Consider the following 21,755-nt stretch of genomic DNA (forward strand, 5'->3'; position numbering starts at 1 on the left):
GAAAATCCGGAGAAATTATTATTTCTTTCCTCTCTACACATAAACGCCGTAAGTGCAAAATACTAAACTGAGCCTTCTCCACCCGCACTTCTGCATTGGGATAAATAGTCGACGAATTGTTTTGTTCCATATCCAATCCGGACTCACTTTCCAACCATTCTTCCTGTATTTTCATTTTGTACTATAAATTCTGGAGAACAAAGATAACAACTCTTACGTTCAAAGCCAAAGAAATAAAGCTATTTATCACAAAATCACCCGTCCCCGTTCATTTATCCCTATTCATTCATATTTCCGCCCTCCTCCTCGCGCTTCTTTCTATACCAGAGATACCGCACTCTTCCGTCAGACTGTCACAGTAGAAGTTCAGAATGGATTCGTAGTAGTGCAGTTTCATATCCTCCCCTTTTTTATATTCTCATAGCTGGCTTTCCCCATACCGGTTTCTTTGCATAAGTGAGTCATTGTCAAGTTTGCGCATTTAAGTGATTCATCGATAAAAGTACCTAGAAGGACGTGTTTGAAGTTCTTTTTCATGTTCAATATCTATTAGTTGTTAAAAATACACCTTAGTATGTTATTTATTTTCACATTGGTTCTGACATATCAGAACCGTCTATTTTTTTGTTTTTCGTAGTTTCACGTCGTGTTTTGAAAATCAAGCACGTTTTGAAAGAAGAAAAGTTTTTGACCCGTAAACAACAAAGATTATGCCAAACCAGTACAGAATGTCATATTTCATGCCACCTATCGCTCCTGTCAGGAACGAACAGGGACGAATGGTTACTCCTCCCACGCTCCTCCCCTTCTGCGAAGTCTCCGTGGAGCAGGTCTTCCAAATGATTACCTGCAACGAGAATCTCAAACTCCTGACCGCTCAGGTACGCAACGCTCCGGACATGCGGACTGCCAAAGCGACACTGCTGCCTTACGTGACACCCTGCGGCACCTTCACACGCCGCAACAGCAAGTGTTTCGTATCCCCTTCCGGACTGGTCGTGATAGATGTGGACAACCTCGACTCCTACGACGAAGCCGTCAGTATGCGCCGTCTGCTATTCGATGATCCCTTCCTCTGCCCCGTGCTCACGTATGTCAGTCCGAGCGGCCGGGGAGTGAAGGCTTTCGTCCCTTCCGGAACGCTGTATCCCGAAGACGAAGCACAAAATATCACGGAAAGTATGAACAAAGCCATGCAGTATGTCGAAATGGCATACGGCCCGGAACCTGACAATTCTGGCAGAAATGCCTCGAAAGGCGTGGACTGTTCGGGAAAAGACCTCGTAAGGGCCTGTTTCCTCAATTACGATCCGGATGCATTATTTCGTAACATTATTAATTCTCAATCTATAAAAAAATGAATGAACTTGAATCATTACGCCGCCTCACGGAGGCAGTAGAAACAGCCAAGGCTGACATTGCCCCCACTTACATCGAATACGTACACCTGGCGTTCGCCATTGCAACCGATTGCGGCGAAGAGGGACGCGACTTTTTCCACCGTTTGTGCCGGGTTTCCGCCAAATACCAACGCGAACACGCCGAACGGATATTCTCCAACGCACTCACTGCCAATCATGGGGATATGCATCTGGGCACGGTGTTCTATCTCGCCGAAGCGGCAGGAGTTACCGTCCGCAAAGAGGAGGTTGCAAACAGCCGGACAGGTACAAAAGGTACAGCAGGTACAGCGCAAAAACTTTCCGCACACACGTGCGCGCGTAATAAGGTATACAATAGCGAGAGTCCGGAGTCTGAGGAACTGTTGCCGGGTAGCGAACCCAAACAGCCGCTACCCACCTTTCCGGCAGCCGACTGGCCGGAACTCCTGCAACGTATTATGAGTTACGGAAGTACCGACGCACAGAACGATGTCATGCTATTGGGAGCACTGACCGCTCTGGGTTCTTGCATGGAACGGTATGTACGGTGTCCTTATGGCGGTAAACTCCAGTCCCCCTGCATGCAAAGTTTCATTATAGCTCTCCCTGCTTCCGGAAAAAGTGCCCTGTCATCCATACGGCTGCTTGTGGATCCTATCCATGACCAGCTCCGCGCCGAATGGGCCGAAGAAATAAAAGCCTACAAAAAAGCCAAAGCCGCCTACGAAGCAATGGGCAAGGAACGTTCTAAAATAGACGCCCCGCAAATACCGGCCAACAAAATGTTCCTCATCGCGGGCAACAATACCGGCACCGGCATTCTGCAAAACATCATGGACGCCAACGGAACAGGATTTATCTGTGAGTCCGAAGCGGATACCCTGTCCACCGCCATAGGATCGGATTACGGACACTGGAGCGACACCCTGCGCAAAGCATTCGACCACGACCGTTTGTCTTACAACCGCCGTACCGACCAGGAATACCGGGAAATTAAAAAAAGCTACCTCTCCGTCCTGCTTTCCGGAACTCCGGCGCAGGTAAAAGCCCTCATCCCTTCGGCGGAAAACGGGCTTTTCTCCCGCCAGCTGTTCTACTATATGCCCGGTATCTGGCAGTGGGTAAGCCAGTTTACGACAGGAGACATAGACATAGAAGAGATATTCACCACCATAGGATTGGATTGGAAAAAGAAACTGGACTTACTGAAGGCACACGGTCTCCACACACTCCGGCTCACCGACGAGCAGAAACAAGAATTTGACACTCTATTCTCTGCCCTTTTCACCCGTTCGGGTATAGCCAACGGGAATGAGATGTATAGTTTCGTGGCCCGTCTGGGTGTCAACACATGCCGTATCATGGCGGAAGTGGCTGTATTGCGTGCGCTCGAAAGCGCACAGCCCTATCAACTCAAAGCATCTTCTACCCCTCTCCTGACTCCGGACAAGGAGATTCCCGATGACAATATCAAAGACGGCATCATCACCCGCTGGGATGTCAAGATCACTCCGAGTGATTTCAAAGCGGTGCTCCAACTTGCCGAGCCCCTCTACTGCCATGCCATGCATATACTTTCTTTCCTTCCTCCCACAGAAATCAGTCGCCGGGCAAACGTCGAGCGTGATTTTTTCTTCATGAAACTGGGGACCACGTTTACCCGCAAACAGGTACGAGAGCAGGCAGCTGTCATGGGTATTAAGGAGAACACCGCGCTCATCTGGCTGAAACGTCTGGTAGACTACGGAGATCTGGTTCACGTAGACGGCAAAGGAAACTATATGATTGCTCGCGCGCGTGTGCGTGCGTAAGAGAGCCCCCGGAAAAGTGTACCTGCTGTACCCGAAACCACAGTAGTGTGTGTTGTAAGACGTTGTATCTTGTAAGACGTAAAGCATAGCTTTAGAGTGCGTAAAGCTATGCTTTAGCCGTCTTAAAGCGGTGCTTTTGTTATCCTAAAGCGAATCCCTCTAAGGTTCTCCTAATGCATCCACAATCACTCTCACCTCCAATGGTGTATAAGAACGGTGTTCGGGTTGGTAGCCCAAATCATACAAGCGTTGCTGAAGTCCGGGACACCGTTCGATCCATTTCTTCATCTTTCGATATGCGGCAATATCGGTCAGTTCGGGAGAATAAAGTTGCGCCAGTTCCATGCGTCCATAAGCACGTATCGTGAATTCTTTCATAATGGATAAGTTTTAAATTATTAGCTACAAATGTAACAAAAAGCCTTCACATTTCCTACGCTTTTCCGTTGAATAACCGACCGTTACTGTCCTTAACCGACAACAACCGCATACAATTGTATACAACTGATTTTCCGGGATTACGGGGTGTTATCTTTGTATCGTCGGAAGGGAAACAGCTCCCCACGACAATATGTTTAACCCTTTAATTTATAGTGTTATGATTCGTTACAAAATCTATCAGAACCAGCAGAAGAAAGGTGTGAATGCGGGCAAGTGGTTCGCCCGTGCGGTAAGCGACGAGACATTCGATCTGGCCAAGCTCGCCGAACACATGTCGAAACACAATTCACCGTATTCGAGTGGTGTCATCAAAGGTGTACTCACCGACATGGTGGACTGTATCAAGGAATTGCTGCTCGACGGCAAGAGTGTGAAAATTGACGATCTCGCCATTTTCGGTGTGGGAATCCGCAGTAAGGCAGCCGAAACGCTGGAGGATTTTTCGTTGGAGAAGAATATCACCGGTATGCGCCTCAAAGCACGTGCCACCGGTAACCTCTCGACTACCAACCTGAAACTCGACAGCCAACTGAAGCAGCAAGCGGAGTATCAGAAGCCGACTACCGAAGGAGGTGGTTCCGGTAATACGCCGAATCCCAACCCGGGCGGCGGTGGAGTGACTCCTGATCCGTCAGTCTAATTTCTTAACCTTAAAAAAATAAATTATGAGCAATTCATCGTCACGCCGCTCCGTATGGAGCCTGGTTCTCAAAATTATCATTACTGTCGCCACCGCCATAGGGGGTGTGCTCGGAGTGCAAAGCTGTATGTAAGCTGATGAGAACTATCACACTGATTATCATTCATTGCAGTGCCACGCCGGAGGGGAAATCCCTTTCGGCGGAAGCCTGCCGACTGGACCACATCCTCCACTGGGGATTCCGCGACATCGGCTATCATTTCTACATTACACGCGACGGAGAGATCCACCGTGGCCGTCCTCTCGAAAAGGTCGGGGCACACTGCCGTAACCACAACTCCCACTCGATAGGTATCTGCTACGAAGGAGGACTGGATGCTGACTGTTGCCCGAAGGATACTCGAACGCTTGAACAACGGGGTTCCCTGCTGGCTCTATTACGCGAACTGCGCAGGCAGTTTCCGAAAGCGTTGATCGTGGGGCACCATGATTTGAATCCGATGAAGGAGTGCCCGTGCTTTAGCTGCACAAAGGAGTATTCTAATATATAAACAGCTACGGGAGGCAGTGTAATACTGTCTCCCGCAGCTGTTTGTTTTGTTAAAAATATCAACTATCTTCACAGACCGTTGATATCGTGGGAAATTAACACCGGATACCCCCCGGTGCCGGGGTTATAGACCGGAAAGGTACCGTCGTACTCTTTCCAATCTATGTAATGTAGGAGAATCATGCGTTAACATGAAACTAGGGACCTACATTCTCTTCATCTCACATACAAACACTCTAAGTGCTAATTACATCTCAACATTTTATTTTATACCACTTTCATTCTCACGAACATTCATTATATAATCACCAGGCGTACAATCATTTTATACCCACCGGTCCTCAAAATTCAACCATTAGAAAAAATAAAAATTACAATAGTCTATAAAGCTCATTCGCTGCTTCCTGTTCTTTTTCTATCGTAAAGTATTCTATCACCCTTTTCCTTGCAGCATCCGCATATTGCTTTCTCAAAGAATCATCTTTCAATAGTGTATCTATGGCCGCGGCATACTCCTTACTGTCCGAATTATTAACCTCAATTCCCGTTACACCATTTAATGAAACCCAATTAACCCCCGATCCTTCAATATGAAAAGTAACAGCAGGGCATCTACAATACATTGCTTCGGCAAGCGCAAGTCCAAAAGCCTCATTTTTGGTAATAGAAGGAAAAGCAAATACATCTGCTGCATGAAGATAACATCGTAACTCATCGTTACTTAAACGTCCCACAAAACTGACGCGTTCCAAATTTGCCTTAGCTTTTAACTCCTCAGTCAAAGGACCTTGTCCAGCTATAACAATATGACAATCTGTAGTAATATATTTCTCTGCTTCAATCAGGTACCTTAGTCCCTTATACTCCACATGACGTCCGATAAAAAAGATCAGCTTTTTATTATGATATTTTTTACGAATATCTTTTATTATCATCTCATCGTTATCTTGTAAGTCAAGGCGATGAATATTTATTCCATTAGCCACAACTTTTACTTTCTGTAAAAAAGGTTTTAATGGTAATGAAGCATCCCTATACTTGGGACTTGTTACAATAATACTGTCCGCACGTTCTAACAACTTACGTTCATTCCCTCTCACCAATGGATAAATATATTTCTGTTTCGTAATATCCAAATGCCAATGAACGATTAACTTCGTACTGGCAGGAATTAATCTAATCAATAGAAATGCAACAAAAGGATTAGGATGATGAAAATGAATAATATCAGGCTGCCAAGATTGGATATTTCTTTTTAAATAGGAATAATAAAGAAAAGAAAATGATTGGCTTGCTACTTTCATAAAACACCCGATTCGCAAAACCTCTATACCGTTTATTTCACTGCAAATAGTCCGATTGGAATCATTAAAACATATAACCCGGTTATTATACCCCTCTAACCCTTCCACAATATCCTGACATACAGATTCAGTACCACCAAGATATGGGTAATAATACTTAGAGATATGAAGTACTTTTTTCCCCTTTTTTTCACTATCTTTCATTAGATATCAAAATTCTATTATTTAATTAGCATTCGCTGTAATAGTCCTCATATAAAATTCCATAAACTCTTTTTATCAACACCCCAAACTACCAATCTAGTATTACCTAATCAAAACATAATAATTCCTCATAGGAACGACATTCAACGTTTAAACTGTATTTTAATAAATCTTTTAATTATAGATTTTAGTAGATAAAACCTCTTTATCAGTATTTTATAAAGAAATGAATTATTTGACTTTTCAGAAGAAGTAGAAACATTTCCTCCATGTCTTCTATAGCACATGAGTATTTCCTCTAAAAAATATACACTTCGATGATACTTAAATAACCAATACATACCAATCCAATAATCATGTGCTACTATATTCCTAGGAAAAGGCAAACACTCTTTCAATACTTTTCTATTAAATGCCATACAACAACCAAGAAATCTCGTTTTATAAAAATTATATAGAAAACTATTAGAGTTATGTAAAGTATCAAAGTACTTTCGATTCAAAGATTCACCTTTAGAATCTACCAATAAAGCATTATGAACCACTAAATCATATTTTTGCAAAAAATAAAGACAACGCTCTATTTTATTTAATTCCCAAACATCATCCTGATCTGAGAAAAATATAAAATTACCAGAAGCATATCGTAAAGCATTTTCAAAGTTTCCAACAAAGCCATGCTTCTGAGCATTTTTCACAATTTTGATACGACAATCTCGGAAATCATTTACAATTTGCAAAGTTCCATCTGTGCTCCCATCATCAGAAATAATTATTTCATCTTCTAATGTAAGTTGCTTTAATATAGACTCTATTTGCTGTTTTATGAACTTTTCGCCATTGTATACAGCCATACATACACTAACTCTAACCATTCTTTACTAAACCTCTTAAGAAATGATAGAATATAGCAACATAATAAGGCATATATCCCAAAAAAGCAATAATAATATGTTTCTTATCCTTATCAAAACACACATCACGATATTTTACGCAACTTCCCGCGTCATTAAACCAAGCAATAGTTTGATTTAGATATTTAAAAGGATATTTCGAGAAAAGCATCATATTATACTGATAATCAGCAAAAAGAGAATACTTCACATTATAATTATATTTTTTATAAATTGATTTTGGATAAAATAAAGCTTGGTGCGGCATATTTCTTATAGCCAATTTATAATAATTATATTTCCCTCCATATATATCTTTGCTAACACAACGATACACATCACCATGATACACACAAACATTACTTATTTGCATTCGCGGTACGATATCCTGCAATATATGATATGAAATTAAGTGGTCATCTCCGCCCAAAAAAAGAACAAAATCTCCACTAGCTTGCTTTAACCCTTTATTCATTGCATCATAAATCCCATTATCTTCTTCACTGACCCAGAAGGAAATTCGATCTGCATATTTTTTTATTATTTCAATTGTACCATCGGTACTTTTTCCATCAATAATTATATATTCAATAGAAGTATAACTCTGATTTATAACTGAAAGAATAGTCTCTTCAATTGTTTTAACACAATTGAAAGAAACAGTAATTATACTAATCAACGGACTTTTATTATTTTCCATACTTCACACTATTATATGAATAGAAATAAAACACAAAGAGAAATGTTATAGGAAATTCTAAATATCTTTCATTAGACTGAAGTAAAAGAAAAGCTAAGAATAACCATAAAGGAGATATGCTAAAGTTCATTCGTTTTATAGATCGATATACTTGGGACAAAAAAATGAATGCCCAAATAAAACCCATAGATGCGAAACCATAAATAAGTCCATTGCTGCAAGCTACATTACCCAGCTCCTCAGACCTCTTCCAAAAATCAATAGTACCTAATCCATATCCCCAATAGGGTCGTTCTAACGCCATTTGCCACATAGCCAAAATATCTAATGTTCTACTTACTTTAGATACACTAGCTTTTTCAGCGAAGAGTTTATCATATACTGTTTCGCTATTCAAGATAGCGACTATTACACATAAAAAAGAAATGATAATTAATGGATAAAGCCAACGTCTAATCCTCCTTTTCATAGGCAACTTCCATACACAAGCACATAAGAATAGTAGAAATACAATATATCCACCAGTAGAGAATGTTAATATTAGCCCTATTAATATCACTATTAATTTGATTAATTGCCCTTTTTCCCATCTCCAGTGTCTTACCTCATCAATATGCAACCATAGAATCGTATTTAAAATAATTTGACAAGCTCCTGGTTCATGCCAAATTCCTGCAAATCGTCCAAAATGACTGGGCCAACCAATTGAATAAATAAAAAACATTTCATAATCAGTTGAAACATGCAAAATTGTTAGAGGTAATAAATCTATTTCTGTCAACAGAAACACAGGAATACCTAATAAAACTATCCAAAAAACGACATTAGTTAAAAGACGCCTAAAATAATAAAAATCATATCGGGAAATAACTAAATATGAAGCAAACATTGCTACAAGATAGCCTACTATCGAATTTTCTTTAGGAGGGCTATAAAAAAAGATCATTCCTAGTCCACAAAGAAAGAAAACAAATAAACAATAATAAAATGATTTATTCTTAACACCTAAAGGGATACGGGATCTATATATAAAACTATTAACAACAGCAATAATCAGAAAAAAAACAAATGCGACTCCTGGAGTTACATACTGAAACCAAGCAATTGTTCCCGTAGTAAAAATAAAAACAAGAGCAACAAAATAATCCCATATATACTGTTTCCTTTTTGTTAATATCATAATTCACTACCACACCATTACTTTGTTAGTATATTCCCTTTAAACACGAACTTTTCTTGAGTAATCCATATCAGCTTTCCATTACTTTAATAATCCTTTCAGCAACTGTATCCCAAGAGTATTCATTGATATACCAATCTCTCTTATTTCTAACATTTTGTTTTATACGATCATCACAAAGCAATTTATTCATTAGATTAGCCAATTCACCGATATCATCTTTATCTAATAAATACCCTGTTTCACCATTCTCTATAAAAAAAGGCATCTCATAAGCATTGCGTCCAATACATGGAAGACCAAATGTCAAAGCTTCAATAAAAACCAGTCCATATGCTTCAAAATATGAAGGCATAACAAAAACATCACATAAGTTGAACAATGTTGCCAACTTTCGAGAGTCACAATCACCCATAAAATAATACCCACTAACCTTATTTTTAGGAAATGGATTAGTAGAGGGACCTGCAACATAAAATTCTACATCAGGCCGTATTTTTTTTAGGTGACAAAAAGCGTCATAACACAGTAAACCACCTTTACGACGAAAATCCCTCCCTACAAATAGCAATTTATTACCTTGCTTTTCCCCATAATTAATAAGTGTTTTATCCAAGTTGATTCCTCCTCCAACATGATAAACTTTAGAAGACGGAATACCACAACGTTCTACTAAATCATTTGCCAGCCATTTTCCCATAGTATAAATGCCACTACATCCCGTATAGTACTCATTCTGAATTAAAGCTCTCCGTTCAATAGCCTTAATAGATAAATGTCCAAAAGCAGAAACTGCAAAAATCTCAGGAATATATTTAGCTATATATTCAATATATGAAACAGAGAGGTCTTGATATATATAAGTTTTCAGATGAGATGAATCATATAAAACTTCTGAAAACTGAAGTACTTTTCCTTCTTCAGTATTACCTATCATTCTACGAGCATAACTTCTTTGTCTTTTAATTTTCGTTATCCCCATATCAAGCAAACTCCAAACATAGCACCAAATACGTTCTACAAAGTTTTTATTTAGATTAATGTCTTTTACTGATGTTTTTCGTAATAACGCAGTATAAAGTCCCCAGCTTGTACCCGACCAAGTTTTTGGCCTATCCTTTAACCATTCAGCCAAAAAAAATATTTTCAAATTTGACATATCATTTCATCAATTTCTCATATAAACTATATCTACATTATAACTAGCATAATAAAAAAGCGTAACTATTCTTTCACTAAGTGCTTCCAGAACTTCCAACCGATGCAGAATTTCACTATTCCCTTAAAGTATCTCTTTAAACAATGCCAATAATAAGCAGAAGGAACCTCATAATAAAATTTATGACTACGAACAGGAACACGCCAGTCCTTCCCATACCAAAACTCAAGAATCTTCTCTGGATCTTTGACACATTTACATTGTACACCCAAAAAAATAATATCTTGGTATTCTTTAAAAAATCTCTTTGGAGTCACACAAGTACATAGCCTATAGCACCATGGGGTCCAAATAGAAAAGCCCAAGGGACCTAATATATAAACATCAATAAAAGAATTATCTCCGATTTTAAATGAATATATCTGCCGTCTAATCATACGACAGAGATAAAGTCCATTATCTTGAAAAAAAGGAAGGTTATTAAATAATTTATCTTCATCATCAATAAATACATCTACATCTTCATCACCTTTGATAAGTCCATGTTCTCTTACCGCTCCCAATAAAGTTCCAACATTTAAATAAAAATCAAGTCCTACTTTACCAAACACTTCCTTTGTTTTAAGAATAAGATTACGTGCTTGCTCTTCTGTAATAGCTTCCATATTATCATACTTTATATCGGAAAGCTCATCATTATAGACAAAAGTTTTTCCTTGAATCATTATAGTTTTCTGAGTCATACCTAAATCGTTATTACGTCATTACTATTATAAAAATCAGCTATCGTTTGAACCATAGCTTTCGACACCTCATCATCGATATACGAATTATTTACAAGAGTTTCTATGCTTTTTACAAAAGATAAGATTTCGTATCGAATACCCTCACCATCGAGCTGATAAAAATATCGTTTATTATTTACTGGATTTTCAAAACGGATTTCAAAGTAATCAGTTTTCCACCAAGGAGCAGGAACATAAATATACCCTTTTGTACCACTAATAATCAACTCTCCCTCACTTTTAGCCCCTTTTCCAACTTTAAATGATGCTACGGCATTAGAATATACATAAGTAATATTAGTAAATAGATCGAAATGATCCCATTGTTCATCAAAATGAGATACTATATTTTTTGAAAGATAATTGGTACCCAAAAGTTGATATATAGGCAACATAGCAGTTGGTCCCCACGCACAAATACTATTCCATGTATTAGAACGTTTTTTTTCTTTTTTAGATTCTAGATCGGAGAGACTTGTACAAACAGCATCCACTGAAATAATCCGACCAATTACACCACTTTTGGCTAATAAAAGCATTCTATAATAAGCTGTCGAAAAAGCAGTCTTTATAGAGTCCATTAAAATACATTTATTCTCTTTTGCCAGCAGTCTCAACTCTGCCAAATGATCAATATTTATCGCAATAGGCGACTCACACAATACATGTTTACCTTTACACAAGGCCATTTTAATTTGTTCATAATGTTTCAATGGAATCGAAACTATATAAAGAGCATCTACATTCTCTAAAAGAATTTCTAAATTGTCAGTTTTTATCGGTAAGTTTTTTAAACGGTCAGATAATTCAGAGTCATCTTGCGTACAAATACCTACGATTTTTACCCCATTGACAAAACTACTTTCATTTTCAAATTTGTTGAGAATACCTGATTCTCCTACAAGTCCAATACATAATTCTCTTTTCTCTGCCCTAAGTTCAGAACTAGATATCCCTTGAGTACGATCAAGATAAACAACTTTACAGAACTCGTTAAGATACTCAAAATGTCCTTTCCAATCACTACCAATTGCAAATATATCTACTCCAAAACGTCGAATATCATCAATCTTCTGGCCCTCATATTCCTCAATAATAATCTCATCTGCCAAACCTGTAGCCTTTACAGCTTCTATACGTTCTATTAATGACTGCCGCACATTGATTTTTCCACGAGCTACATCAAAACTGTCAGCTGTAATTCCTACAATAAGATAATCGCCAAGTGCTTTTGCACGTTTCAAAAGCCTTATATGCCCATAATGTAGTAAGTCATATGTTCCGTATGTTATAACCTTTATCATACATTCGGATTACTTAAATCATTCCACGTTTCTGCATATCTTGCAATGCATCTACTAACTTTATATTATCCTCAATACTCAAAGCTCCTATATGTCCTACGCGGAACACCTTATCTTTTAATTCACCACCATTAGGACATACCCAAATCTGATACTCATCTTTCAAGATAGTAAATATATCATATGCAGAGGTTGTAGTAGGATGCAGAGGCGTTACACAATTACTTAAAGACTCCGAAACTATCTCAAAAGGCATATCCTTTATACGTTTACGAAAATCGGTTGCTATTGTAGCTATCCTTTTTATTTCATTCTCAACACCACCAGCTCCCTCAATCTCACGTAATCGTATATTTATCTGCCGAAGTATCCCCACAGCAGGTGTCCATGGCGTCTGTCCTCGTTCGCCATTCTTCAAAGCTTCTCTCAAACTCAAATACATACATTTTATAGGATGTTCTTCTACACGCTGCTGTGCCCGTTTTGACAAAACTATCAACGATATGCCCGGAGGACAAGCCAATGCCTTCTGTGATCCAGCAATCACCACATCAACTCCCAAATCAGCCATATCAAACTCATCTGCTAAAAAAGAACTAATAGCATCCACAACGAAAAGCATATTATTACGCCGACAAAAATCACTGATTAGTTCTTTATCATAAAGAACACCTGTAGACGTTTCATCAATATTTACCAAAAATGCTGTATATCCCCTTCCTTCGAATTCAACAAGCTGTTCTTTTCTAATATTATGCCCTAACTCCATTTGAATGACAGAATGAGGAATATGATGTAGTTCAAGCATCTGTACAAAACGATGCCCAAATGAGCCACCATCTATAACCAATACCTTATCATCAGGAGAAAGTACATCCATTACAGTTGCTTCCATTGATGATGTACCTGAACCTGTTATAAACACCACACGAGCATCTTCTTCTGATTTAACAAACAATTTCACCAATCGCTCATTTTCAAGCATTATCTCAGAAAATTCTAGAGTTCTAAAATAAGGTACTTGTTCGGCACCTATGCCCCGAACTGTCTCATCAGACATCACTGGGCCAACTGTAAAATTAAGCATATATGATATAATTCTATTTTTATAAAAGGGGATTTATACACTTCTCGGCTTCACGATATACTGATAAGCAAAATTCCCCATCAGTCTTCATATTCGTAAAAACTTCCAATAAAACTGGAGAATCATGATCAGTACGGATAAACTCATTTAGTGCCACGGAAAATGATTCCTTATCATCTGCTTTCAGATATTTATATTCCATTGACTCAGCCCAACCTTGCGCTTTATGATTGTGAGCTGCACCAATATGTTTGTCAATTGTTGGAATAGCATTGCTAGAGGGAACAATATGGAATTCTGCTCCACCACCATTATTTATCAATAGAATACGAATATTACTTTTCTTGTGTTTAATAGCCAATGCATTCATACCATAAAAGAAACTCAAGTCACCAATAACAAGAAAGGACATCGTATCAGTAGCCACTGATTGTCCTATAAAAGTTGGCAAACACCCATCAATTCCAAAGGAATTTACATTACTATATACTTTTATTGAAGGATCGATATCAAAGAATTGTGTTAGTCGTGTAGCATTCAAAATACTCAAATGCAAAATACTATCTTTGGGAATTACTCGTGTAAACTCTTTTATAACATAAAAATTTGTGAAGGGCATCTCGGGAAGTTTAATTGCCTCTGCCAATTCTTGCCAACGATGACAATATGTACCATCTGTTGGAATCACATTCTTCGTAAAGTAACTAAAAAAATACGCAGGCTTACATTCAAACAAAGCAGTCTGACTCTTAAACACATCACGAATCACACCTTCTTGATCTATTGACCAATGTTCAAATTTGCCTTGATGAGCTTTTAATAGATCTTTAATGCGCTCCTGAAAATTGTTCCCTAAAGTGATAACAACTTCAGGGAGCAATCCTTCTATACTTTCTGCATTAAGTGCCTTAATAATAGGTTCTGCCCAAACCATTTGAGAACAACGAAAATTACTAAGGTTATCAAGCAAAATAGGAACTTGTGTATAACTACAATACTGTCTCAAAGCCTGATGAAGATTTTCATCATCACTGCAATCTTGTCCCATCACAACTATTACACGTTTCCTATTACTCAAAGTTTTGACCATTTGTTGCCACATTTCTGTATCATCAATTGCAACATAATCTATTTTACGTACTTGAGCATTCTTTAGTTTCTTAAGACTTTCATTCCATAGTGCGTTAGTATCACCTACTAAAGGAATATTAATATGAACAGGTCCAGGTTGATGCTGTTTCAAACTAATAAAAGCCTCATTCAACAAACGTTGGCAATACCATATATCATCAGCATCTTTAATAACTGGTAATGATACGGACTTCTTCACTACACTTGTAAAAATAGCAGGTTGATCTATCTTTTGCGTTTCAAGTTGATTCAACGTATAGGGACTACGATCACAAGTTATTATAACTAATGGAGCATGGCTATAGTAAGCCTCAGTTACGCCTGTCAAATAATTACTTGCAGCTGTCCCACTCGTACAAGCAATAGCTATAGGTTCTTGTAATTGCTGGCACATACCCAGTCCGAAGAATGCAGCATTACGTTCATCAATAACCGAAAAACATTCAAAGTAATCATCTGTTTCCACGGCTGTCACAAAAGGGATATTACGAGCTCCAGAAGACAAAACCAGTCTTTTTATACCATACTGTTTAAGTAGTGAAATAAGTAGAAAGTTACTCATATTTGTTATTTCCATATTTTATAATCTTTTAGTTAATCAAAATGATAAGACACATCCTCATGGTAAATTAGTCCTGAACCACCCGTCATATACAAAACATCTCCTACAACCATACGACACATCCCACTCACCAGCACTACTGCCATATTAGCAACTTCTTCAGGAAGAGCATAACGCCCTATTAAATTATTAGAAAGACTTAGATCTTCAGTAACACCAGTTTTCATCAACATAGGAGTCGCAGTAGGTCCTGGTGCAATCCCATTCACAACAATACCATAAGGTATAAGCATTCGCGCAAGTCCCTCAGTTAAACTACGAACTGCCCATTTTGACATTGCATAAGCAGAATTAGCAGGACGTAGACTACTTGATGAGCAAATATTTAAAATATTTCCCTTAATCTCATGCTTTACCATATATCGAGCAACAATACGAGATAAGAAAAATACTCCTTTCATGTTAGTATTAATAACAGTATCAAATTCCTCCTCTGTACAAGAGTTAATATTTCCACCCTCCAATCCCGCATTATTCACAAGAATATCAACATTTCCTATATTTTCTATTACTCCTTGAAAACATTGCTCTAACTGATTAATATTTGTAACATCCATTTCTATACCATGAATATACCCGTTCCATTCTTTACACTCTTGCAATAATTTACGACATGCCTCATCCACTCTTTTTTGTTTACGCCCAGTAATTATCACACAAGCTCCTGCATATAAGAATGATCGAGCTATTTGAAATCCAATGCCACTTGTTCCACCTGTAATTATTGCAGTACGTCCTTTTAATAATTGGTTCGGTGATAAAGATGTAACTTCAACTCTTATAATAGGTGCAAATTGTCGAAGAATCCCACTAATTATCCTTTTTATCCTTCCAACCATTTTTCTATACCTTTCAATTCGTTAATAAGTACGTTCAATGATTGTTCTCGTCTTAGAGCAATGATTTTGTGTACTTTATCATAATCAATAGTATTATTCAATGATTCTTTACCAGTGACCATAGAACGGTCTCTCAAATCAAGCATCTGTAGAACCTGTGCATTTTTTGTATCGCATTGTTCACGTGAGAAAAGACAAAATGGACGTTTGTAAATAATACTAAAAAGCATTCCATGGTAGGAATTTGTTACTATACACTCTGCATACTTTACTAATGAAAGAAACTCTTCCACACCTGCATCATAACGCATTATATGGCCATTGGGATTACTTCCACTAAGACTAATATCAACCACTTTCACAGCCTTTTCTTTTGATAAACGGTCTGCATACTTTGTCATGGCTGGATTAAAACGACGTGAATAAAGCAACACATAAGGTTCATCAATCTGTCGTGGTGCTACTATTGTATCATAATCACTGGCTGTAAGTAACAAAGTTGGATCAATAACCTGTTCAACCTTTACTTCTGTAGCTTCACGAGTAAAGTCAAGAAACTGATTCTCACGCAAAGCAAGGTAACGGAAGTTACGTAATTTAGCTTTAAGAGCTTCTTTATCAATAGACCTAAGATCTGTATCACCAAAGCTTGCAGCATAAGCCACACTATACCCATTACGCATTACATCATAGTTTGCAAAATAGCCATCGTCAAAACCGAATTCTTTATAACAAAAAATAGTATCACTACCACAGACAAATCCATCAATACCTTCACGTCCACATATTGTATCAAAATTTTGTGATGTGTACTTATCCTTAGTATGCAGAAAAAACTGATCATAAAACGTCATAAACTTTTCATAATTTTCTCGTATAGCTTGCATACTATACTCTATACGTTTACACGCTTCATCATCTTGATCCCACATATTTTCAAAAGGATGCAATGGATCCATATTAGCTAATCTATCCGGACAATAGTCTACAAACATTGCGCGCCATTCCATTGATTCACCAAGTTTATTTATAGCCGTATTTAAAGCCCATGACTGTAATGCGGAACCATAATTTGTGAAATTAGCGTATTTATTATAGCTGACAATTCCAAAAGTCTTCATTTTATTGGGAATTAATATAACATATATACAATAATTATTCTGTAATTTACATTTGACATATTGTTTTTTTCAGAAGATAAAAAATGCACTATATACAGAAAGCATCAATAATGTAATCTACTTTTAATAATAGAAACTATTTTAGTTGTTATTTTAATGCGTTCATTAGTAGTAACCCCAAAAAGATAGATACTAATAGATACAGACAAGACACTTACTACAGTTGATATAACCAAACGAGCGAAAGACTGATCAAAAAAAAGAATGATAATAAAAGGAAAGATAACGGCCATAATAGAAACGATAATTATCCGCCCCACAACCTCACGAACAAATTCCCCAACAGGAAAATTGAGTAATTTTTTCATAATCCATAATCGTACAATATCAACTCCTATGTATACACAAGCAAATACTATGTACGCTGTTTCTACTGGTGCCCCCAATTTGAATGTCAACCATGTTATTGGAAACACAAGACATCCAATAGAAGTTATCCAAAGAACATAACGACGAATTGTCCCTGTAGCCATACAAGCCGTATAACCAGTATTACCTAAGCGATCAATCATTGTTCCAATAGTAACAAGACGAATAAAGGTCACTGTATGCTCCGGTACTTTTCCTAACCAAAAATCAAGTATATAATGTGTCTCCAACAAAATGGGCAGAGATAAAGCAAACAGTAGAAAATAAGAAAATTTTGCTCCACGTATTACTAACTTATTCATTACATCAAAATTACCTATTGCATATGACTTCGTTATTTGAGGATTCAAAGCTGTTGTAAAATCGTTAACAAATCGCATCATAGCGCTCTCCACCTGAGTAGCAATACCACAAGCCGCATTTACACCTACACCAAAAAACATATTAATAAGGATATTTATCCCCTGAGTGTTAAATAAGTAAGCTGTATTAGTAAAAAAGCCCCAACCTGCAAATGATGTCATATCCCTGATTAAAGTACGATCAAAAACCAATTGATAACGTGTTTCAAAAAAATGCCGATTACAATACACCCCATAGACTATACGAATGGTCATCGCAACCAAAACAAGAAGTAGTGAATAAACTACCAACTTATCCCATATTGAAATATAAAGTAAATAGGCTATTAGAAGTTTAAGGATAACCTCTAAAATACTGACGTACGCAAAAGCAGACATTTTCTCGTGTGCTATAATTACTGCATTATATGGCACACTGACAAGATTAATTACAAAAGTGATCAAAGAACATTGCAGTACCCAATTTGCTGCTTCCAATCGATCAAGCGGAATATTCATTTTATAATTAAGAAACCATATCCCAACCGTTTCTCCTAATATTAGAATGAGCAATGATATTCCTACTTGAATATTTATACTAGTAGAGAATATCCTTCTCAATTTCCTCATATCAGCACGCCCCAATTCGAAAGTAATAAAACGGCTGATTGAAGCGGATAATGCCCCTGACACAACAGAAAACATTACAACAACACCTCCGACTATATTATAGATACCATAATCCTCAATACCAAGCGCAGAAAGTACTACACGACTGGTAAAAAGTGAGACTAGCATTACAAGAGCAGTACGTACATACAACGTTAATGTATTTTTTACTATCCGCTCATTGTTTTGTTTGGAATAATCTTTCATCTCAAATGAACGTCCATATCAAGTGTTTGATACTATAAAACATTTTTTAAGATGCCTTTCCCATTATAAATTCCCTCCCCAATCACCTACTTCCACGCCATTCATCAGCTCGGTATTTCTTATCTCAATATGCATTCTTCTCTCCAACAATCACATTTGCTATAGTCTTATAAATGATATATAAATCGAGCAATATCGTCCAATGCTCCATATACCAAATATCAGCCTGAACACGACCTTCCATTTGAGACAGCTCTTTCGTTTCACCACGAAAACCATGAGTCTGTGCCCAGCCAGTCACTCCAGGCTTAATAAAATGACGTACCATATACTTATCAATCAATCGCGCATAAGTCTCTGTGTGAGCTAACATGTGAGGACGAGGTCCAACTATAGACATCTCACCTTTAAAGACATTAATAAACTGAGGAAGTTCATCTATATTAGAACGTCGAAGGAAGTCTCCAAATTTAGTCTTTCGAGGATCATCAACTGTTGCCTGCTTTTTGTCTGCTTCATCATTCACTCTCATGGAACGAAATTTATAGCATTCGAATTCTCTGCCATTCAATCCTGTCCTCATTTGTTTGAAGAATACAGGGCCGGGAGAAGTCAATTTTATGATAGTTCCCACAATTAGGTAAATAACAGGAAAAATAGTAACCAGAAAAATACCGGATAACACAATATCAAATAGTCGTTTCAAAAAACGATTCTCTACTTTACTTAAAGGTTCATATCTCAAATTCAAAATTGGCATATTACCAATCATACTATGCCAGATACGTTGGGGAAATCCTTTACAAACATTAGGGACACCATGAAAATGAAGTAAATGATTCTCACAATAGTTTATAATGGGAACATTATACCGTCCTTGATCCATTGCCAAAGAACAGAATACATGTTTTACGGATGTTTTTCCGGACATAAAATCGGCAAAATTGTCTGGATTGCCCAAGTAACGGCATTGAGAGGAGAAAGTCTCATTCGGAGTAACATCAAAATAACCGACAACTTCATAAATGGCAGCCAAAGAGCTTTCCATTTCCTCATATAATGTATGCATATTATCTCCTCCACCGATAAAAACAGCATAGCTTTTATGTTTACCTTTCGCACAATAATCAATCAGTAAACGACGGATAATTATGCGGTAAACACTTAATACGACAAAAAGGATAAAAAAATAGATAATAAAAAATAGAGGAGATATTATGGAGATTCCACTAAAAGCCATGATACACGCCCAAAAAACAGAAAAGATGATAATATTCTTCAGCACACGTACCACAAGCTGATCAGCACGAATCGCCCGACTATTCCATGCTCTACCGCGGGACACCGAACATGCCAAATAACAAAGACTTAACGAGGTCATCATCCATGAAACTCTGCAGGAAAAAGGTAAAGATACAAATGTTTCTTCCCAAAAGAAAAGGAGAAAGAACAAACACAAGTTCAGAATGATCAAATCTCCCAATACTGCTATAAACTCTACAACTTTATTTATTTGACTGGTTGTTGATACCATATCACATTAAATATTGATTTTAGGCACGGATTTCTTTGAACTTATTCAGAATATCTTCTCCAAATAACTTCCAAGAGATAACAATACAAACTGATAGGAAAATAAAAGCTAAAACATATATTTTTCTACTGGTTCCCGAAGGATATAATGGGATAACCGCAGGCTCTACAACAGCAAAGACAGGCTTTTCTTCCTGAACTTTGGCTCTGGCTACCTGAAGTTGATTAGCAACCTGACTATAGACTTGATAGGCAAGGCTCATGTCATTCTGCAAGCGTTCTTGTTCGGCACGAACACTTTGCAAAATTATATTATCATGAGAATCCATATAGTCAGCATATTTCTTCTGGGCATCGTAATATTCCTGCTGACGCTCTTTAAACAATCTCTCTAAATAAAGACAATCTTCTTTTGCTTTGGTAGTACGATAATCTATTATATATTCCTGCAATTTCCTTACGACAGAATCTACTGCGGCAACTTTCGGATTTTGGAAAGTCACGGAAACTGTAGTCATTGAGGTTTTCTTATCTACGGAAGCTATAATCTTTTTCTTGAGTGATTCAATCTTTTGTAATTCCTTTCCAGATAATTCGATTGCACCCTGATTTGCCTTTTTTGAAATTATTAATTCAGAATCTTCTTCAGCAAATAATGACTTCACCCCACTTATTATCATACCTGGAAAACCGATCACATACCCCCACCAAGGAGAAGATTCTTCATCCAAATATGAACTTAAAGATATTTCCTCATCCCCTGATACGGGAACCTTCATATTAGAAAGTTCCAACAAAAAAGGAGTAGAAGACACAGGAGTAGAAGATACAATATCGGCAGACAAAGAAACATTCAAGGCATCAGTACCTTCATTCATAGAAACTCCACTTCCCAAAAAAGAAGCGGCTAAACCGGATAAACCGCCGCCTTTAGAACCTCCCATTTCAGGAGAAAGAGTAACTCCAACCGTATATTGTTTGGGAATACTTATTGCGACAATAATACCAACTACCAGACCGATGCCGGCAGCTTTGTAAATTGTCTTACGAATGCCTATAATCTTACGAAGAATACCTATTAAATCGATTTCGATCTCTTCATCATTATGATTATTCTGTTTCTGTTTTATGTCTTTTTCTGGTGTCTGTTCTATCATAGTGAGTAAGATATAGTCGTTATTTCTTAATTAAGTTGGCAATAGAAGCAATCATCAACCCCAATGAACTAAAAGAGGTGGCATAACCCAATATATCACCCATATTAGTCCGTTTCTTAGCCTTACTAGGAATAATTATCTCACACCCTGGTTCAATCTGTTTCTTGCCACTACCCTTCACCTTAGTCACCTGACCATTCATATAAACAATGAACTTCTTACTCTTCTTCGCATTCTCTGAATAACCTCCCGCCTGATTCAGGTAG

At 37.5% G+C, this 21,755-nt stretch carries 20 protein-coding genes and 1 pseudogene; 5 read left to right on the forward strand and 16 right to left on the reverse strand.

Going from position 1 to position 21,755, the window contains the following annotated elements; translation table 11 throughout:
• Positions 1-710: 710 nt before the first annotated feature.
• Positions 711-1,361: a BT4734/BF3469 family protein gene (locus BHV72_RS17430; protein WP_005680792.1), complete on the forward strand. Its 651-nt coding sequence runs from the start codon at positions 711-713 to the stop codon at positions 1,359-1,361.
• The gene (locus BHV72_RS17435) at positions 1,358-3,193 is read left to right on the forward strand and encodes a DUF3987 domain-containing protein (RefSeq protein ID WP_005676220.1); all 1,836 of its coding nucleotides are present in this window, start codon (positions 1,358-1,360) and stop codon (positions 3,191-3,193) included. The genes BHV72_RS17430 and BHV72_RS17435 overlap by 4 nt, the downstream gene beginning before the upstream one ends.
• A 159-nt stretch (positions 3,194-3,352) precedes the next feature.
• On the opposite strand, the gene BHV72_RS17440 is transcribed toward BHV72_RS17435, so the two are convergent.
• The gene (locus BHV72_RS17440) at positions 3,353-3,571 is read right to left on the reverse strand and encodes a DUF4248 domain-containing protein (RefSeq protein WP_005676221.1); all 219 of its coding nucleotides are present in this window, start codon (positions 3,569-3,571) and stop codon (positions 3,353-3,355) included.
• Between the two features lie 220 nt (positions 3,572-3,791).
• Between BHV72_RS17440 and BHV72_RS17445 the strand changes: the two genes are divergently transcribed.
• Genes BHV72_RS17445 through BHV72_RS17455 form a run of 3 tightly spaced genes read left to right on the forward strand, consistent with a single transcriptional unit; the run spans position 3,792 to position 4,825 of the window.
• The gene (locus tag BHV72_RS17445; RefSeq protein ID WP_005680791.1) at positions 3,792-4,274 is read left to right on the forward strand and encodes an HU family DNA-binding protein; all 483 of its coding nucleotides are present in this window, start codon (positions 3,792-3,794) and stop codon (positions 4,272-4,274) included.
• Between the two features lie 25 nt (positions 4,275-4,299).
• Positions 4,300-4,407: a smalltalk protein gene (locus tag BHV72_RS17450; protein WP_005680790.1), complete on the forward strand. Its 108-nt coding sequence runs from the start codon at positions 4,300-4,302 to the stop codon at positions 4,405-4,407.
• Positions 4,408-4,411: 4 nt separating this feature from the next.
• Positions 4,412-4,825: an N-acetylmuramoyl-L-alanine amidase gene (locus tag BHV72_RS17455; protein WP_286857181.1), complete on the forward strand. Its 414-nt coding sequence runs from the start codon at positions 4,412-4,414 to the stop codon at positions 4,823-4,825.
• Positions 4,826-5,195: 370 nt separating this feature from the next.
• On the opposite strand, the gene BHV72_RS17460 is transcribed toward BHV72_RS17455, so the two are convergent.
• The 15 genes and pseudogenes from BHV72_RS17460 to BHV72_RS17530 form a co-directional block, all read right to left on the reverse strand.
• Entirely contained in the window at positions 5,196-6,332 is a 1,137-nt protein-coding gene (locus tag BHV72_RS17460) for a glycosyltransferase (protein WP_217298619.1), read from the reverse strand.
• Positions 6,333-6,475: 143 nt separating this feature from the next.
• Positions 6,476-7,186 (reverse strand): glycosyltransferase family 2 protein, encoded by a 711-nt coding sequence (locus BHV72_RS17465; RefSeq protein ID WP_217298620.1) that lies wholly within the window; start codon positions 7,184-7,186, stop codon positions 6,476-6,478.
• Between the two features lie 13 nt (positions 7,187-7,199).
• On the reverse strand, positions 7,200-7,925 hold the full coding sequence (locus BHV72_RS17470) for a glycosyltransferase family 2 protein (protein WP_217298621.1): 726 nt from the start codon (positions 7,923-7,925) through the stop codon (positions 7,200-7,202).
• Positions 7,915-9,105, reverse strand: coding sequence for an O-antigen ligase family protein (locus tag BHV72_RS17475; RefSeq protein ID WP_217298622.1), 1,191 nt, complete (start codon positions 9,103-9,105; stop codon positions 7,915-7,917). The genes BHV72_RS17470 and BHV72_RS17475 overlap by 11 nt, the downstream gene beginning before the upstream one ends.
• A gap of 70 nt (positions 9,106-9,175) precedes the next feature.
• Entirely contained in the window at positions 9,176-10,264 is a 1,089-nt protein-coding gene (locus tag BHV72_RS17480; protein WP_217298623.1) for a glycosyltransferase family 4 protein, read from the reverse strand.
• Positions 10,265-10,329: 65 nt separating this feature from the next.
• Positions 10,330-11,007 carry a LicD family protein gene (locus BHV72_RS17485; RefSeq protein ID WP_217298624.1) on the reverse strand — a complete coding sequence of 226 codons (678 nt, stop codon included), beginning with the start codon at positions 11,005-11,007 and terminating at the stop codon, positions 10,330-10,332.
• Positions 11,008-11,009: 2 nt separating this feature from the next.
• Positions 11,010-12,353, reverse strand: coding sequence for an adenylyltransferase/cytidyltransferase family protein (locus tag BHV72_RS17490; RefSeq protein WP_217298625.1), 1,344 nt, complete (start codon positions 12,351-12,353; stop codon positions 11,010-11,012).
• 13 nt (positions 12,354-12,366) lie between these two features.
• Positions 12,367-13,440: a pyridoxal-phosphate-dependent aminotransferase family protein gene (locus tag BHV72_RS17495; RefSeq protein ID WP_217298626.1), complete on the reverse strand. Its 1,074-nt coding sequence runs from the start codon at positions 13,438-13,440 to the stop codon at positions 12,367-12,369.
• A gap of 19 nt (positions 13,441-13,459) precedes the next feature.
• Positions 13,460-15,148, reverse strand: a complete 1,689-nt coding sequence (menD, locus tag BHV72_RS17500; RefSeq protein ID WP_217298627.1) for a 2-succinyl-5-enolpyruvyl-6-hydroxy-3-cyclohexene-1-carboxylic-acid synthase — start codon at positions 15,146-15,148, stop codon at positions 13,460-13,462.
• Between the two features lie 17 nt (positions 15,149-15,165).
• Positions 15,166-16,032, reverse strand: coding sequence for an SDR family NAD(P)-dependent oxidoreductase (locus BHV72_RS17505; RefSeq protein WP_217298628.1), 867 nt, complete (start codon positions 16,030-16,032; stop codon positions 15,166-15,168).
• Complete coding sequence (locus BHV72_RS17510) at positions 16,017-17,153, reverse strand: polysaccharide pyruvyl transferase family protein (RefSeq protein WP_217298629.1); 1,137 nt, start codon at positions 17,151-17,153, stop codon at positions 16,017-16,019. Before BHV72_RS17510 ends, BHV72_RS17505 begins: the two co-directional genes overlap by 16 nt.
• A gap of 104 nt (positions 17,154-17,257) precedes the next feature.
• Positions 17,258-18,799, reverse strand: coding sequence for an oligosaccharide flippase family protein (locus BHV72_RS17515; protein WP_217298630.1), 1,542 nt, complete (start codon positions 18,797-18,799; stop codon positions 17,258-17,260).
• A 124-nt stretch (positions 18,800-18,923) separates the two neighbouring features.
• A complete protein-coding gene (locus tag BHV72_RS17520) occupies positions 18,924-20,333 on the reverse strand; it encodes an undecaprenyl-phosphate glucose phosphotransferase (RefSeq protein ID WP_286857191.1) in 1,410 nt (469 codons plus the stop codon).
• A gap of 19 nt (positions 20,334-20,352) precedes the next feature.
• The gene (locus BHV72_RS17525) at positions 20,353-21,489 is read right to left on the reverse strand and encodes a chain-length determining protein (RefSeq protein WP_286857192.1); all 1,137 of its coding nucleotides are present in this window, start codon (positions 21,487-21,489) and stop codon (positions 20,353-20,355) included.
• Between the two features lie 19 nt (positions 21,490-21,508).
• Positions 21,509-21,755, reverse strand: a pseudogene (locus BHV72_RS17530) (capsule biosynthesis protein); the annotation flags it as partial.

The sequence above is a fragment of the Bacteroides sp. 43_46 genome (assembly GCF_001915455.1).
In the GTDB taxonomy this organism is placed as follows: Bacteria; Bacteroidota; Bacteroidia; order Bacteroidales; family Bacteroidaceae; genus Bacteroides; species Bacteroides caccae.